Source organism: Amycolatopsis sp. cmx-11-12 (genome assembly GCF_046269425.1).
Taxonomy (GTDB): Bacteria; Actinomycetota; Actinomycetes; order Mycobacteriales; family Pseudonocardiaceae; genus Amycolatopsis.
Genome location: NZ_JADNQM010000022.1, coordinates 46276 through 63207, shown reverse-complemented (window position 1 = coordinate 63207; position 16932 = coordinate 46276). Strand labels below are relative to the sequence as shown.

The following is a 16932-nucleotide window of genomic DNA, read 5'->3' as shown; positions in this document are numbered from 1 at the left end:
TCGGGCACAACGGTGCCTCGCGTTGAGGGAGAGTGATCATCACTATGGCCGCGCCGACGGCTACGAGCGTGCAGAACCACGCAACGGAACGCTTCATTTGGTCCTCAGGTAGGAAAGGCAATCGGGTGACTCGGGTGGGCGCCATCGGCGAACGACGAGAGATCGAAATTTCGCTCAAATGGCGTACTGCCAGACAGTGAGGGAGTATGCCGAGTACCAGCACCCCGCTAGTGCGAACGTCGCGGCCGTGGCGACGGCGGTCGCCGTGCGCCGCCTGGCGAGACCGACCGCGATGGGCAGTAACAAAGGGAAAGCCGGAAGAAGGAAGCGTGCCCTCATGAAGGGAAAACCCGCGGTCCCGATCGCCAGTATCAGGACCCCGCATCCATATGCTGCCAACGGCCAGGGCACCCGGTTGATCACCGAGAGGAGCGCGAGCGCCACCGCGCCGATCGTGACTATCACGACCAAGAGTTCGAAGGGCATGCTCTCGCGGGTGAGTGTGGATCGCACGTACCCGACGGTCTCGGCACCGCCGTCGAACCGTACGCCCCACCCACGGAACTCGATCTCCTGCCAGCTGGTGAGCGTGCCGGTCCGGGAGGCGACGAACCCCCAATAGCCGAGAAGGCCGAGCGGTGCGACCATCGCGCTTGCGACTGCCGGCCACCGCTCCGCGCGATGACGCACTGCCGCGATCGCGGCCGCCGCCACGACCACGACGACCAAGATCGTCGCCGTCGACCGGGCCAGGCCGGCGAGCATCGTGCAGATACCCGCAGCTACCCAATGATGGTCGAGCACGCCGATGAGAGCCCAAACAGCGAAGGCGACGAACAGACTTTCCGTGTACACCATGCTCTGGGTGATCGACATGGGCGAGCCCGCCCAGAGCGTCGCGAGAATCAAGCTTACGCGATCATCGCCTACGCGCCGGCCGATCAGCAACAGCCCACAAGACGCGGCGATTCCCGCGAGCGTCGACACCCCGAGACCGGCGGCGACAGGCGACAGGCCGAGATGACTCAGTGCCTTGATAATGCCGGGATACAAGGGAAAGAAACCCATCGGTGCATCCGGGTATGGCCGACCGGCCGCATCGACTGTACCAGTCAAGCCGAAGTATCCGTGTTCGGCGATCTGCAGATACCACTTGGCATCCCAAGAAGTGAGCCGATCGACCAGCGAGAGGTCGCGACGTTCAGCCATCGCCCCGAGGAGGGTCACACTGACCGAACGAACGAAGAGGAAAACGGCGATTGCGAGGAGGTAGGGGCGCCATGCCTCGAAGCGTCCTGAGTCTATTGCGACAGGAGGAAGTCCCTCTCCCCGCCTCGAGGCGGTGAAATCGGGGCTTACGATGCCGAGTTGAGGACTTGGACGCGAAGATCGGGAGATCCTGTTCAAAGCGCCGAAGTCTCCTCGGTTTCTCCTGGCGTGTGTACCGCCGAGAGTTTGGGGTGAGCTTGCTCTGACCGCACGAACGACTGTGCGGTCAGAGCACTTCCTCGGGCCAAGATTCGCAGGTCGTCCGTGTGTTCTTAAGTGGGCTACCATGCGAATGATGTGGCTTTTGATGATTGATGCAGCATCGGTGACGCGGCGATGCATTGGCATTGCAGACGGGTGATACGCCTCTGGTGCCGTGCTCAAGCCGGGTGTTCTCCGGAAGATGAGGCCGCATAAGCTGGAGTCGGCAGTTCTCTTCGTGGGGTTCTGTGGGTGCCTGCGCCGGCTTTTCCGCGGCTTTGGTCGGCTGAACAGCCGACGTGATACTCGGAACCACAGTTCGTCCTCGGCTGGAGGTTCACTCCGCTGCGGGCGGGCAGTTAAGGGGGAGCAATGAGTTTCTGGGGTAGGCATTGGTGGCGGGTGGTCTTGGTGGCGCTCGCTCTGATGGTGAGTACGTTTCCTTGGTCGAGCTTCTCTCTCGCGTGGCTCGGCACGGTTCCGGTGTTGGTGTGGTGCGCGACTCTCGCCGCGTCCCCGCGTATCGGGATGGTCGTGGGCGCGGCTCAGATCGCTCTCCTGGTGTGGTTCGTGGTGCCACGCGAGGTGGGGACGTCAGGGCCGTGGGTGCCTTCGGACCTTGAGCTGCTCTGGCTCTACCCGATCTGCGCCGCCATCATCTGTGGCGCCGGTCTTTCGCCCAGCGGCGCGGCCCTACCGGTGTCGGGCGCCTGCTAGCGATGGTCTTCGGTGGCTTGTTCATCACCGGGTGTGTCCTTTTCCTGCGGCTGGAGGCGCCACCTGAAGACGAGTCGGTGGTACCTGCTCCGTCGGTTCTGCAAGTTGCCCAGGAAGAGGATATCTGTGGATCCGGCGGATGCGCCAGAAGTCTGAAAGTGTCAGGCTGGGACGCTTACGGTGTAATGCGTGATCACTTGGTCGAAAGGGTTACGTCATTCGGAAGACGACGCTAGACGGGCGTGAGCGGGTATGTCGCGTGAACGGACTCGTGATTCCACACTCTTCTTGTGCGGAGCTCCGCGCTCGGACGGACGACAGTGTCCAAGTTGTCTGGTACGTCGAATAGCTTCAGCGCAGAGATGCGAGTCAGTGGTTCTTCTGCTCTGCTGAAGGTTCCGGTGACACTTTTAAGGCTGCGAATGCCCGTTATCGCGTAGTGAAGTGGAACTACTCAGGTGATTCGTCTGCCGATCACGGTAGTGTCGGGGTCATGAGGCTCGGACGGCTTGTCGTGGTGGTTCTCGGAACCACCTTGACATTGTCCTCGTGTGGGGCGATCGAGAAACGCGTTCTCGCTCGCGACACCGGAGCGGGCCAGCAGGCGCGGACCTTGGCGGAGGCGATCATCTATCCGCGGCAGGAAGACGTCGCGGGCCTCACTCGTGCCGCGTTGCAGGCGGCACTGGGAAAGTCAGGCGATTTCAGCGTGCTGGAGGTCAGGGACATCGGACACGGCAGTGCTCAGGAGCCGATGGCGGCAATGATCTGGCGAATCCACCTTGATGAGGTCACCTCGATCCCGACCTCTCCTGCGGTCGACGTCTGCTATCACGTCGAGTTCGACTACTACGGGGCGTCTTCAGGGCCGAGGAGGGTCCCCTGTCCGGCGAACGCGGTTCCGGTCACCCCGCCACCGCCATCGCCGAGTTACGGCATTCCGCAAGGTTACATCCCAGCGCTGGAGACGATCCTCGGAAAGTTGCCGGCGGCGGCGAACGAGGCCGATGTGCGAACTGCTCTCGCCGCAGGGCTGCCCGCGCCGGCCGGCGACTCCAACCCTGAGCTGATGCCGAAAGTGTCGGTTCGAGTCAGGGAACCGATGTCGGTGTGGCTCTGTTCGCACGCACCGGGGCCGGGGCCGGCTCGCGTCACGGGCAGCACACACGGGACGGACATCTCAGCCACGGTGCCTCTCGCTCTGAACTTGACTCAGTTCTCCGCGTTCGGTGTGCCGGTTCTGAAGGACAGCAAGACTTGCGAGAGCGTAATCTCGGCGAGACTCACCGGGCGGGGGTTCTCGTTCGAGCAAGGTGGAACTCTGATCGGAACCTACGGCGTGCCGCCCTTCACCGGTTGTGGTGTCGCGACCGGCATTGTCAACTCGTTCTTGGACGCGGATGGCAACACACTGGCGCTCACCTTGTCGCCCTGATCGTCTTGCCGGCCTGGTAAGGACGACCACTGTCTACTGACACTTGCTGGCTCGCCTACCTGCGTGAATGCGGCATGCGGTGACACCGAGCTGGACGGGCTTCGTTTATCGGAGAGCGTCGGCGCGACGTGGGCTTCAGGGTGGTTCCTTGTTTCGATGTCGTCCGACTGGACCCATGTGGCCGGGTCGCACCAGTTGCCTCCATATACGAGCGGAGTTCACGACGAGGTCCAATGAAGCGACATATCCCGAGGAAGTGGGTCACCAGCAGGGGGACGCTGATGCCTGTGGCACAGTGGCCCAGGCGTTGGTCGAGATCCGTCACATCGCAACTGCCGTTATGGTGGGCGCCCATCAACTGGTTCGGCTACCGCGTCGACGGAAGATGGCGACGTTCAGGTCCTCTTAAGGCCGATCCATTGCAAGGCGGCGAAGCCGGCGACCACGAACCCCTGCGCCACCGTCCAGGCCATGCCGATCGGGTTCGTCTCGAGCCAGCCGGATGCGGCTGTGACGACGCTGATCAGTGTCCAGCCGATATTCGTGCCGATCACCATCCTGGTCGCCCACGCGGCGGGTCGTGCGGGCTTCGCCGTGACAGCTACCACGATTCCGTATGTCGTGAGGAATGCTCCGACAGCGAGCAAGGGGGCGCTTCTCACGCCGAGAAGCTCGGAGATCGGTCCTGATGCGAGCAGATACAGGAGCCCGTTTCCGCTCGTGGTGATCGCGTCCAGGAGGAGTGCCCGCCGCAGGAGGGTGGGCGGAACGGTGACCGCTTCGACGGTGACGGCGGGGGAAGCCATGCTGTTCTCCTTTGTTGGCGAGGTTTTCATGGACGAGTCCGATTGTGCCGCCGGAAGGTGGGCGCCGTCGATTACCTGGCGGGTAATGCTCGGGGACAAGCGAAACGGCGGAACCCTTCGTGAGACGTTAGGTTCGGCTCCAGGGCGGCGACGCCACGGCGGCGATCTCACTGCTTTGTCGCTGGCGCCTTGTCGCCGCCGACGCAGAACGGTTCTCACGTAGGAGCGCTGGGGCAGCGTGACCGGCTGGACTGGCTGCGTGCCGACTCCGCGTCGACCGTTCGTGGTGGCTGCCCTGCTTGCAAGCTTCGCGGCGCTCGGTTCATCGCGATGCGTTTCTGCGGCCGTTCCATAAACCCTTGATCATGCGTTCACTGGCTATATTGCGATGATCGATGCTGTATCGGAAGTTTGTGATAGTGATATGGTTCTTATTCTTGGCTCCATATGGAGTAAATGTGCTGCTGCGAAAGCCTGACCGGCACGCGTGATCGTTCTGTTCGATTGTTCCGTTACATTGTTCGGATCGGGAAATTTTGTGATCACTTCCGCCTCGGAAAGCGGCGCGAGTGTCATATAGTCGGCCCCTCGAAGTGCCGTTGTCATGGGGGAGAAGGGATCGCAGATGGGAAAGATCGCCGTGAAGCGTGTGCTCTGTTCGCTGATCGTCGCGGTACTGGCGATGTGGGCGAGTCCCATCACCGCCGTCGCTTCGGCGGCGGGCGACCGGATCTGGGTGCAGTACCTGGCGAAGTCGGATCCGCGGTCTCCCGTTCGCATCGCCGCTTGGCAGGCGCTTCTGTCCAGTGCTCCGGACGCAGCCATCGCGCAGTTCGTCGAAAGTGGCTACGACTACGCTGTAAAGCTTTCCTCTGAACGAAAAGCCCGCAACATGGACTTCGCGAAGCGTGTGCTGGCGGCGTTCACCGCCGAGTTCGCGCCAGAGGTGCACAAGGCCGCCTCGTATGCGGTGAACAGCCGGGACGAAGCGGATCGGGAGCGCTTCGCCAATGGCGGGTTCGAAGCCGCGAAGCTGCGCGACACCGCCGCACGGGACGCTCAGGGTGAGCAGACGCGGGCGTTGGTCGAGGCCGACCGGGCCTTCGTGCGCAATCTGGCTGTGAACGACCCGGGGGCGCAGGTGCGGGTCAGCGCCGCGTACGCGACACGGGTCGGTGCGAGCGATGGTGATCTCGTCGACTTCTTCGCGGCGGGATGGGCGTTCGGTGCGCGACTCGACCTCGAGACGCACCGGCAGCTCGGCGCGGACAACGACATGCGGTGGCGCGCGGCGCTCAACCGGCTCGTCGAGGAAGCGGCGGCCGCGGAGAAGGCCGCGCGCGAGGCATCGGACGAGATGGCCGAGCAGGCCAAGGCCGCCGCCGTCCGCGCTTGGCAGGCCGTGGGTGAGCAGACGACGCCGGCCCGTTCCTATTGGGGCGACGCGCAGCGACACGCCGAGCAGCAGGCCGCCAACTGGGCGGCGGTCTACGCGGCGGGGGTCGCCGCGTCCGGGCCGAACTGGGCCGCGATCGTCTCGCCTGCCGCAGCGGGCCAGACGTCGTGGGACTCCGAGCGGACCGCGGCCGCGCAGCAGGCGCGGTACTGGAACGACTTGTTGCAACAGGCGCGCGACGGTGAACAGCGGGTTCGCACCCAAGCCTGAACCACCCTGAAATCTCCACTCTGCTTGATCCCGAATCCACCTTGAGGGGGCCGTTTTGGCGCGCGCGCGAAGATTCTTGATCACGTTCTTGGTACTCGCCGTTTTCGCAGGTCTCGTCCAACCCAGTGTTGCGGTGGGTGCGCCACCCGCCGGGCAGACGGCCGAACCGCCGCCGGTGAACACCGAGTCACGGCCGATGCCCGCGGATCCCTATCGGGAGTGGGACGGCGGTGCAGGCGTTCCCGATTGGGGCGATCCCCGCCTCCGTCAGATCGTGGTCGACAACGCGGAACTCGCCGAGGACCAGGAAGTCCGCGATGCCGCGACCGCCGCTCTGAGCGCCGGGGGCACCGCGGCGATCATGGAGTTCCTCGACAGGGGCCTTCCGGCGGCCAAGGCCCGCGCGGCCGACCGCAAGGCGACGGAAGCCCGGAAGGACCTGGCGGCGGTCCAGGCCCTGCGCGGTACCGGCGGCCCCTACTTCAACGCCGAGGTCGAGCGGGTCCTCGCCGGCTCCGATTCCGACCGCAAATTGTTCCTGGCGTACGGCGGGGACGTCGCCCGCCAACGGGACGACCAGGCCACGCAGAGCGCGCAGGACGCGGCCGCGGCGAACCGCGCGAAGCTGCAAGCCCTGCTCGCGGTGGCGGGTCCCGAGGTCAAACGAGCCGCCCAGACCGCGCTGGACGCGGGCGACGCCGAGGTGACCGAATTCTTCAAGACCGGCTATCTGGTCGCGGCGAAGGCCGACGCCGAGGTACGCGAGCAGTTCCTGAGGGATCAGGAAGCCAGGGAAAAGGCCGCGGAAGAGCTGTCGGAGCTGGCGCGAAAGGCGGCACGGGCGGCGCAGGCGCGACGGCTTCTCCTCGAGGCGCACGGTAACGGGGTCCGCGCACTGGAGGAGTCCTCTAACGCGTTGATCTCGGCCGGTACTCAGGCCCGTCGGGCCGCGCAGATCCTTGCCGCCAACGCGGCGGGCGGGCAGCATCCGCCGAACGCGTTCGACGAGGTCAAGGCCGAAGTGGCACGGCAGCTCGGTTATGCGCGTCGAGCCGCGACCGACGCGCAGGCGGCCTCCGCGTCCGCGCAGGTCCAGGCGGCCGTCCTGGTCGATACCGGGCTCACCTACGGGGTTCAGTGGGCGCAGATGGCGTCCGCCATGGCCGACGCCGCCCGCGCCGCCGTCTCCGCTTCGGAGACGGCCCAGCACGCCATCGACGCCACGGCGTTCACCGATCAAGCACGGGACGCGCAGGAGAAGACCGAGCGCCACGCGGAAGAAGCGAAGAAGTGGCGTCTGCACGCCGAGGAGCACGCCCGGACGGCCGCGCAGATCGCGGAAGCCGCCCGGGTCCAGGCAGAAGCCGCGAAGGACGCCGCGCTCCGGACCAAGACGGCTCGTCACGCTGCCGAAGCCGCGGAGGCACGGGCATGGCAGGCGGCGGAACGGACTCGCAACGCGCGGATCACCGCCGAACGCGAGGCCGCCAACGCCGCGGCCGCCCGCGCCGTCGCCGAACGGGAGCGGGCGGCGGCCGCGAGCGCTCGCGGCAGAGCGGAGCAGCAGGCCGCTGTCGCCAAGGGCGCCCGCCGTGAGGCGGATCGCCAGGCCGGGATCGCCGCGGAAGCACGCCGCGGAGCCGTGGCGGCCGACGGCCTCGCCGCGACCGCGGAAACCAACGCGAAGACCGAAGAAAGCCTGGCCGCGGAATCAAGGGACAAGGCCTACGCGGCTGAACGGGATCAGCGAGCCGCCGACGCCCGTGCGGCCGCGCTCGATGCCACCGCCGCGGCGGCGCGTGGCGGGCCTCACGCGGACACGGCCCAGAACGCCGCGAACCAGGCTCGTCTCGACGCGAACACGGCCAGGGGAGCCGCGGGTGCGGCTCGTAACTCGGCGAACGTGGCGACCGGCGCCGCCGCCGGGGCACGGGCGGCCGCGACGGAGGCCACCAGGCACGCCGCACGTGCCCGCGCGGCCGCCCAGCAAGCGGCGGCGGCCGCCGCCAGGGCGAACGCGGCCGCGAACAAGGCGGAAGCGGAGGCCGCGGCCACCCACCTGGCCGTGATGCAGGCCAACGCGGCCGCGTCCGACGCGACGTTCAACGAGACGAAGGCGGCCGAGGCCGCCCGTGCGGCGCAAGCGCTCGCTCAGCAGGCCGCCTCCGAGGCCATGAACGCCCTGTGGTCGGCGCAGCGCACCAAGGCGGAAGCGGATGCCGCGGCGGCGGAATCGGTTTCCGCCGCGACCCAAGCGGGCCTGGCGGTCCAGGCTGCGACAGCGGCCCGGTCTTCCTCGAAGGCGATCACCGATCCGGCGAATACGGCGATCACCGTCGCCGCCCCCTTCAGCGGGGCGGACCTCGACGCCGACTTCGTCATTCTCGTGGCCAATCAGGCGAAGGCCGTCGGCGCCGAACAAGCCGCGGTGGCACAGCAGCGGGCGACGGAAGCGCTCACCGCGGCGAGGCTGGCGCAGGAAGCGGCCGATCGCGCGGCGGGTGAAGTCAAGCCCGCGTTCGACGCCGCCGCCGCGGCCGCGAGATCCTCGGCCGCGGCCGCGAAGTCGGCTGCGGAGGCACAGCAAGCCGCAGCGGACGCGGCGGCGGACGGGGCCGCGGCCCGGACAGCCGCCGCCAGGGCCAACGACGCGGACGCTCAGGCGCGCGAAGACGCGCGAAAGGCGCGTGCCGCCGCGAACGCGGCGAACAACGACGCCGCGATCGCCGGTCGCAACGCCGTTGCGGCCGAACGGGACGCCACCGCGGCCCGCGCCGCGGCAAGCCGGGCCGAGACCGACGCGGCCGCCGCTCGGGACGCGGCAGGCCGGGCCGAGGCCGACGCGGAAACCGCCGAGAAAGCGGCCCAAAGTGCTCAGACCCACGCCGACAACGCGGCGGAAGCGGCGCGGAACGCACTGGCGAGCGCCATCGAAGCGGGGAAGGCGGCGGACCGGGCGGAAGAAGCCCAGCGGCAGCGCGAGAACGCACAGCGGGCGGAGAAGGCGGGCAACGTCGAGGCCGGTCTTCCGGGGCTCACATCGGAAGAAGCAGAGACGCTCGACGATCTGTGCGAAGGCAACGCCGACTGTCTCGCTCAGTACGAGCAGGCGCGAGGCGATGCGAACAAGACGATTCTCCAGTTCTTGAAGGAGAACGGTGCTGACGTCCTTCTGGAGATAATCGGGGTCAACGACGCCAAGAAGTGCTTCGGCGAAGGCGACATCGCGGCCTGCCTGTGGACCTTCATCAACGCGGCCTCTCTGGCGGCGCTTATCGTGAAACTTCCCCAGCTCGGCGCTGCCATGGTCCGGGTGGGAATTTCGCTGGACAGATTTCTCACCGCCTCGTCCGCCGGCGTGAAGGCTGTCGGTGCGGCCCAGGTGACCCTCAACGCGGTGAAGGCTTGCCTGACCGGGAAGCCCAACAGTTTCGCACCGGAAACCCAGGTGCTGTTGGCCGACGGCTCTCGGAAGCCCATCAGATCGGTCGTCATCGGGGACTCCGTTGTCGCGACCGACACCAAGAGTGTGCGCACGGAGCCGCATACGGTCACCGACGTGATCGTCGGCCGCGGGGTGAAAGACCTCGTGGAGATCGGGATCGACGGGTCGACGGACCGGGTCGTCGCGACGGATCGGCATCCGTTCTGGGCCCCGGGGCGCGGTCAATGGATCAACGCCGGTGACCTGACCCCCGGTGAGACACTGCGCGACGCGACCGGCGGGGTGCACCGAGTTTCTTCCACCCGCGCGTGGACCGAAGTGCTCGAGGTCTACAACCTCACGGTGGACGAGGTCCACACCTTCTATGTCTTCTCGGGCGGCACATCACTGCTGGCTCACAACAGCAGCGCCTGTGAAGAACTGGTCGAGCGGGCGGCGGAAATCGCCGAGGCCGCTGCCAAAGAGCCGCAGAAGATCTTTATCAAGGACAAGCATCTGATCAACGATACGCGCAACTTCGTCAAGTTCAATGTCGGCACCGTTGACGAAGCAAGAGCTCTTGTCGTGGAGGGGCTCAATAAGTCGGGAATAGTATTCCGGAAGCAAAAGGACGATCGCTTCCTGGCGTTTGCGGACATGGGGAGAGAGATCGGAGAAAATGGACGCTCGATCATCAAAATGGTGGTCGGCAAGGACGGTAACGTAATCACCGCGTATCCTGTGCACTCTATTCCGCCGGCGTAGTGAGGAGTGGTCCAGTGAGGTTCGAGTACGCCGGGCTAGGGGCACCGGAGCTGAAGGGGTGCAGCGAGGCGCACGTCTTCGTCGACGTCGAGGCTGATTTGACCATTATCGACGATGATCGAGAGTTCTGGCGGGAAGCGTCCTTCCCGGTGGTGGAGCTCGCGGTCGCGTTGTGGGTGTGGAAAAAGGTGCCTGGATCGAGGCGGAAGGATTTCGAGTTCGATTCACTGTCCTTGGAGGATCGCTGGCGGGTCAGAATTGTTCATCTCGATTCGGCTTGGCGCCTCGTGGAAGACGGTGCTGGAAAGAGCGTGTACGGGGCATCCTTGAGTGCGGGCGACGTGGATGCGGAGATCGACAGGTTTTCCCTGGAATTACGACGGGCGTGTGTCGATATTTTCGGGCCTTGGATCGAAGAATTTCTGCCGCCCGTGCGCGCGTAGTGAGAATGACTCATCCGAGGTTTCAACGAACGAGGGAATGATGAGAAAGAGATCTGACGTATTTACGAACGCGCTGGCGGCCCTCGCCGCGGGCGCCGTGCTGGCGAGCCTGACTGCTGTCCCGGCTACGGCGGCCACGGTGGCGGAATCCCCGCCACAGGCGACTGCCGCGGCCGCGGCGGCGCCGGAGTCGACGTTGGAGGACAAGGTCCGAGCGGCGGCGGTGCTGGGGATCGTCGCCGGGGACGACCTGCTCATCCTCAATGATCGTAACTTCGTCATCGCGCTCTGGCGCAAGGCGGCTGGTGCGGAGGTGCGCGCGTCGGCCGAGCTGGCGTTCGCGGGGACGGAACTCGAGTGCACGCAGTGGATCAAGACCGGGATCCACGAGGCGAAGAGGCGTGACGACACCAAAGAGATCCAGGACGCCGAGGTGGCGCGTCAGGCCCGTGAGCTGAAGCAGCGTGCGGCGGCAACGATCGGGGTCGTCGCCGAACCTGAGGTCCTCGTCCAGAGCTACAAAGACTTTGTTTTCGCCCTGTGGCAGCGGGCGACCGGTCCCAAGGTGAAGGCTGCCGCGCTGACGGCGTTCGGCGCCGACGAGGCAGCGCAGAAGGAGTTCTTGCTCACCGGTATCGGGACGGCTCACGCACAGGACCAGCAGGACGCGATCGACGCGGACAAGGAAGCCACTGAAGCCGAGAAGGCGCGATTGGCGGCTCGGAACGCGAAGGCCAACGCGGCCGCCGTGCTCGGGATAGTCGCGACGGAAGGCCTGCTCGTACTTTCGAATGACAACTTCGTCCGGGAGATCTGGAACCGAGCGGTCGCCGGGTCGGAAGTCGCCGTCGCGGCCGAGCGCGCTCTGCGCAGCAGCAATCCCGCGGACTGGAAGACGTATATCGACACCGGTATCTATGCCGCCAACAAACGTGACCTCGAGATTGCACTCCAGAGGAAGACCGAGGCCGACCGCAAGCGTCTGCAGGAGCTCAAGGTCAGAGCCGAGAACAGCGGCGTTCACCCCATGCTCGCGTGGGCGGCGGGCAACGCGTTGGCCGGGGACCACCAGGTGGTCGACCGGTTCCTGCGTATCGGACAGTACGAGGACTCGGTCCTGCACCAGGCGCTGCAGGCCGACACAGAGGGCGTCAGGGGGGCGTACGTGCGTGGCCCGCAGGGGGGCCAGGCTTTGATCGCCTTCGGGAACCCCGCGCCGCAGCCGGGCGAAGGTGCCGACGCGACCTGGAAGGTCGTTCCAGGTTTGGCGGACTTCGGATGTCATTCCTTCGAGTCGGTCACTAAGCCGGGTAGTTACCTGCGACAGCTCGACTTCAAGATACTCATCGTGCCCAGCGATGGTACGGAGCGGTTCCGCACCGACGCGACTTGGTGTAGTCGCACTGAGCCTGGTGGTGTGACCTTGGAGGCCAAGGGCGCACCTGGAAGATTCCTCCGTCACCACAACGGCCGGTTGTGGGCCGCCAACGGCAGCGGTACGCATGTGTTCGACGCGCCGGCCAACTACGGGATCGACCGGCTTTGGCGGGTCCATGGCGGAAATCCGAGCACTTCGGCCATCCAGCGCCGCTGGCTGAACGACAACGACGTGCGCGTTCGGATCGGCGACCCTGTGGCGGATGAGAAGACCGAGGGCACGATCCGATACCGCGACTATCGGAACGGGCGCCTGACCTGGACCGCGACGATCGGCGTGAAGCATATGGAAGGCCATATATACGGCAAGTACATCACGGAGGACGGGCTGCACCACCGGGCGTTCGGGGCACCTACCACGGACGAAACGGCAACCCCCGACAAGATCGGTCGATTCAATCACTTCGCAGGTGGTGGCTCCATCTACTGGACCGTCACCACCGGGCCGCACCTGATCTACGGCGGTATCAAGGGGCGGTGGAAAGACCTCGGCTGGGAGGGTTCCTACCTCGGCTATCCCACGTCCAGCGAAATGGACGTACCAGGCGGCCGGTGCAGCAACTTCCAGCACGGGTCCATCTTCTACAACTCCGATACCGGTGTTTCGAGCGATCGATCCACTCCATGCAGGCCGTAGCGGAGTGAGGTAGTCCGAGCGCGAAGCGGTGAGCAGGGCGTGCTACTCGCTCTGTTCACCGTGCTGAGCTGGAATGGATTCCCGGGGTAACGGGGGCTTGCAGCAGCGGGTCGACGGCATACATGCCGAGCTGGCGACCCGTCATCTTGCCTGAAGGGCCATGTGTGTTGACACCGAGAAGCATCGTATTCGTCAGGCGTGGGATCCAGATTTCGGCGCGTCAAGCGTCGTTCGTGTATTCGCTGACTGAAGGGAATGTATGAAAAAGCAGGTCGTTATATTCATCTGTGCGCTGGCCGTGTTCTTCGGGGTCGGCGCACCGCCGGCTTGGTCAGCTCCCGGAGGCGGGGTTTCGGTCTCTGCGGACCTGACCGAGAAGTGCTTGTACATCGAGGGAAACTGGCTCTGCATCAAGCTCCCTGGCAGTCGAGGGCAGCAGAGCTACCTCAGCGTCCGGTACGAAAAGAATGTGGGAGAGCGGCGAATTATCCAGTTTTGGGTGGTCAAACCCGGCCAGACTCAATGGAGTGGGTTGCACACGCAGGTTGTTCAGCCGGTCCAGGTGGCCCAATGGGGAACGCCTGAGATAGTGAAGGCCGGCTGCTACAACGCGAAGATGTTCGTCAGCAATGTAGGGTGGTACTACACCGGCTGCCTCGAGAAGTAGTCGAGGATTTCAGGCTCCTGGATCGGTCGGCGGTCGCGACTCATCGGTCGGCAGTGTTCACGAGAGAGCCTGGGTGAACACTGCCGACCGAAGGCTGGGAACCAGGCCGTGGTCGCCGACCGGGTCTGCTCGGATCTGAGCACAACTCTGATGCTTACCGCAGGAAGTGACGGAGTCGGGGATAGCGCCGACGGAACGAGATCGTGCAGGGGGATCGGCGCCGGCGCGGTGACAGTCCCGAGCGGTCTCGTGCAGCCGGATCGTCACCACCAGTGCCGTCACATTCGGGTCATCGACGAAGTGCGCGACGTCCAGGGTGGTCCCGGCAGTCCCAGCGGCCCCACGATCGCGTCGTACAGTGCCGCGCCCTGCTCGTGGTCGGACAGAACGGTTCGTGCGCGAGTTCCGCGAACGCCACACCGAGCAGTCGGCGGTGATGGAACGGTGGCTCGGGACGGCCGTAGAGGGATGCGACGTGGAGTTCGCCCTACGCCAGCCGCGAGCGGTGCGGCTGTTCGCGCGACGGTGATCTCGGAACACTCTTCGGTCCTCCGCGCCAGGACCGAGGCACGACATGCCAGGCTGCGGGGAAGTCGTAGCCTGGCAGTGACGGTGCTGCCGCATGAAGCTCCGCCTGTTTCCGGAACGCCAACCCGCCGGAACAACCACACTTCCCTCGATGCCCAGTACACCGGCTCGACGCCGTGGCCGCGGTCCAGGTGCGCCACCTGTTGCTGGTCGAGTGACTGCTGGTCGGGTGCACCCGGGCCGCCGCCGTTCGAAATGTGGTTCTTGGGCGATCGCTCAGGAACGATTCAAACTGTCGAAACTCCACGGGTGAACGAAATCCGGCTTATGGGCGGTCGCCAGACGACAGATCACTCAGTCGGGGCACGCCTGTCGCACCAGTGCCGAGGCGGTCGCCTCGGATGCGGGCACGTGCCTCCGTGAAGGTTAAGGTCGTGACCATGGCGCTCGATGTGGCACAGAATGACATCCTGCTGGCGATGATGGATGGCCTGGTCGGCGAGAAGGCTGATCTGGAGGCGACGCAGATCGCCTTCGAGACGACCAGGGGTGATTTCACGGCGCGCTTCCGGGCCGCGGTACAGGCTGGCTTCGCCCAGCTGGTTCGCGCGGAAGTCTTCATCGAGATCCCCGAGAATCCCGAACGCCTGAGCAAGGATGAACTGGACGCGTTGGTGCGGCCGGCGGCTGAGGGATTCTTGCGCTCGTACCCCACCAAAGGCGAACTGCTCGAGCAGGTGGAGCGGATCCGCCGACGACAGGAGCGGCGGCCGGCCTGGATACCGAGGATCGATCGCGATGGCAATCCACTGCCGTCGGAATCCCAGCCCGATCGCGAAGCTGACCAGTTCGCCCGGCAACCCAAGGCCGTGACCGGCTTCCCCGAGCTTGGTCCGGTCTCTGTCGAGGTGCTTGCCGGCTACGAGGATCGGCCGGAACTGGTGATGGCGGCAGGTGGTCTCGGCGAGTTGGAGATGGTGCTGCACACCGTGCTCGGTACCGCCCGTAACGACGACCCGCGAAATGTGATCAGGATCGACGCGCAGTCCAATGAGGCGCTCGTACCCCCGGCGGCACGTTGGTGGTCTCAGGACGCTTTACAAGGCTTACCGGCCGCGGAGGACGTCGGCGTCGCCAGTGAATTGCTTGCGACCTCGCCGACGGTGGGAAACCATGCGGTGGAGGAGGCGACACAGGCCGGCCTCCTGACCGCGATCGACGCGTTGGCCGCCGCTGGGGACTGGCGCTTCAGCCCGTTGTGGCGGCTTGATACTTGGGGTTCGGGCCACGACGCGATGACCTCGGCAGCGGCGCGCGCGGCCCTCGCAGGCTGGGCGGAGGGCAAGCGAAGCGGCCTGATCGTCTACGTCCATGGTGGTGCCTTCCATGCTCACGAAGGAACTTACGGCGACCCTGGCCCGCTGCACAGTTACCTCATGTGTGTCTCCCGAACCGCTGCTACCCGGGACGGCTTCGATGCTGTGCACCGGTTGATGCTTTCCTGCCCGGGTGAGGACTGGTGTCATCGGGGCGGCTGTGATGTGGAGCCGTGCCTGGAGCTGGAGGCCTTGCTTCGCTCTGTCGTCACGTCCGGCATCGCCGCGGACCAGGTTCGGGCGGAGGGAAACAAGGACCACCAGCAGCTTTATGGTGGTGGCGACGACGTCGGCTACACGGGCACGGTTCTCGAAGCCGCCGCCGCGAGACTCGTCGCCTGCGGTTGGGCGGATCTGGGACGCTCGGAATGGGAAGGGGGCATCGAGGAGGCATGCTTCCGACGAGGTGAACACTGCTTGACCGTCGCCTATGACCCGCTGACGCGCCAGCTGCAGCTGGCCGACGGCGGGTCTGAGCTCGATTTGACGCTTCAGATGCTGGCGGAGGACGGCTTCCTGACAGGTGAGGAAGGAGCCGAAACCATTGACGTCGGAGCCGCCGCGGCCCAGGGCTGGAGCACGGAGATCCTTGACGCGGCGGAGGAGGGGTTACGAGGTCGTATCAGCTCCCTTCCAGGATTGGACAGTGCTGTGAGGATCACGTTGCTGGGGCTGCATCCGCATGCTGACGGCAGCTTGCGCGGCCCCGGCTCCAGCGGCCTGATCGATGTCCAGCTGACCGCCTTCTTGAGCTCGGTCGGTGTCCTCAAGAGCGTGGAGTGATCAGCGGTACCGGCCGAGGACGTCCTGGATGAGGCCGTCGCGGATCAGGAACGCGTAGCAGAAGGCCTCCTTCGCCCATCAGGTGCCGGTGATCTCGTATCGGCCGCCCTCTTCGATGACTTCCGGATCGATGAATGTCGACGCCAGGTCTGGGAGTCTCGGACGGCACATAGTGCTTCAGCGCGGTCGTCGCGCGTCTAAGCGCATGGCCGATCTGTGGCCTGGATCGATGCAGGACCCGGAGGATCGAAGCCAAGCGTGGGCTTAGGGCTATTTGGTGCCCATTCCGGGCCACGGCAGATCGAGCAGACCCGCCACAGGACGGTCTCTGGTTCCAGGTCCGCGCCAACGGTGCCCGCGTCGATATCGGCCTGCAGCAGGGTAAAACCGCGCCGACCATATCCTGCTAGGTCTCGGCGGGCAGCGCCTGTTGGAGCATCTTCGTAAGCTGTGTCCAGCTGACGCTATCGAGCCAGTGATCGTGTAATGATCAGGACGGCGAGGAGCGGGCCAACCAAGGGTGGCTGCGTGCGTTTCGGTCCCGCGTGTCGGGACTCGGTCGAGGACCTCTGTGACCGCCGGTATTCCTTCTCGGCGGCGAGCTCCAAGAACCCGAACAGAATGCGGGCCTTCTGTGGCGCCGCGACCTCCTCGGGTGTGAGTCCGTGCCTGCTCTGCAGCCGCTGCCGGACCCTGGCCAGAGCTTCGATGCCGGTCAGAGGGCGGACGTCCACTCATGACATCACCTTCTCATCACACTCCGGAGAGGAACGGTGCC

11 protein-coding genes are annotated in these 16932 nt (G+C 65.5%); 9 read left to right on the top strand and 2 right to left on the bottom strand.

Annotated elements, in window-relative coordinates; genetic code table 11:
- Positions 1-174: 174 nt before the first annotated feature.
- Complete coding sequence (locus tag ACLARN_RS27130; protein WP_409494279.1) at positions 175-1209, bottom strand: hypothetical protein; 1035 nt, start codon at positions 1207-1209, stop codon at positions 175-177.
- Positions 1210-1842: 633 nt separating this feature from the next.
- Between ACLARN_RS27130 and ACLARN_RS27125 the strand changes: the two genes are divergently transcribed.
- On the top strand, positions 1843-2187 hold the full coding sequence (locus ACLARN_RS27125) for a hypothetical protein (protein WP_409494278.1): 345 nt from the start codon (positions 1843-1845) through the stop codon (positions 2185-2187).
- Between the two features lie 493 nt (positions 2188-2680).
- Entirely contained in the window at positions 2681-3622 is a 942-nt protein-coding gene (locus ACLARN_RS27120) for a hypothetical protein (protein ID WP_409494277.1), read from the top strand.
- A 395-nt stretch (positions 3623-4017) separates the two neighbouring features.
- On the opposite strand, the gene ACLARN_RS27115 is transcribed toward ACLARN_RS27120, so the two are convergent.
- Positions 4018-4428: a hypothetical protein gene (locus ACLARN_RS27115; RefSeq protein WP_409494276.1), complete on the bottom strand. Its 411-nt coding sequence runs from the start codon at positions 4426-4428 to the stop codon at positions 4018-4020.
- A 625-nt stretch (positions 4429-5053) separates the two neighbouring features.
- Here ACLARN_RS27115 and ACLARN_RS27110 point away from each other — a divergent pair.
- From ACLARN_RS27110 to ACLARN_RS27080, 7 genes are all read left to right on the top strand, one after another.
- Positions 5054-6094, top strand: a complete 1041-nt coding sequence (locus ACLARN_RS27110; RefSeq protein ID WP_409494275.1) for a hypothetical protein — start codon at positions 5054-5056, stop codon at positions 6092-6094.
- A gap of 133 nt (positions 6095-6227) precedes the next feature.
- Positions 6228-10283 (top strand): polymorphic toxin-type HINT domain-containing protein, encoded by a 4056-nt coding sequence (locus ACLARN_RS27105; protein ID WP_409494274.1) that lies wholly within the window; start codon positions 6228-6230, stop codon positions 10281-10283.
- A gap of 14 nt (positions 10284-10297) precedes the next feature.
- Positions 10298-10726 (top strand): hypothetical protein, encoded by a 429-nt coding sequence (locus tag ACLARN_RS27100; RefSeq protein WP_409494273.1) that lies wholly within the window; start codon positions 10298-10300, stop codon positions 10724-10726.
- Between the two features lie 40 nt (positions 10727-10766).
- Positions 10767-12800, top strand: a complete 2034-nt coding sequence (locus tag ACLARN_RS27095; RefSeq protein WP_409494272.1) for an AbfB domain-containing protein — start codon at positions 10767-10769, stop codon at positions 12798-12800.
- 259 nt (positions 12801-13059) lie between these two features.
- Positions 13060-13467 carry a hypothetical protein gene (locus ACLARN_RS27090; RefSeq protein ID WP_409494271.1) on the top strand — a complete coding sequence of 136 codons (408 nt, stop codon included), beginning with the start codon at positions 13060-13062 and terminating at the stop codon, positions 13465-13467.
- A 394-nt stretch (positions 13468-13861) separates the two neighbouring features.
- Entirely contained in the window at positions 13862-13996 is a 135-nt protein-coding gene (locus ACLARN_RS27085; RefSeq protein ID WP_409494270.1) for a hypothetical protein, read from the top strand.
- A 433-nt stretch (positions 13997-14429) separates the two neighbouring features.
- Entirely contained in the window at positions 14430-16154 is a 1725-nt protein-coding gene (locus ACLARN_RS27080; RefSeq protein WP_409494269.1) for a hypothetical protein, read from the top strand.
- The last annotated feature ends 778 nt before the right edge of the window (positions 16155-16932 follow it).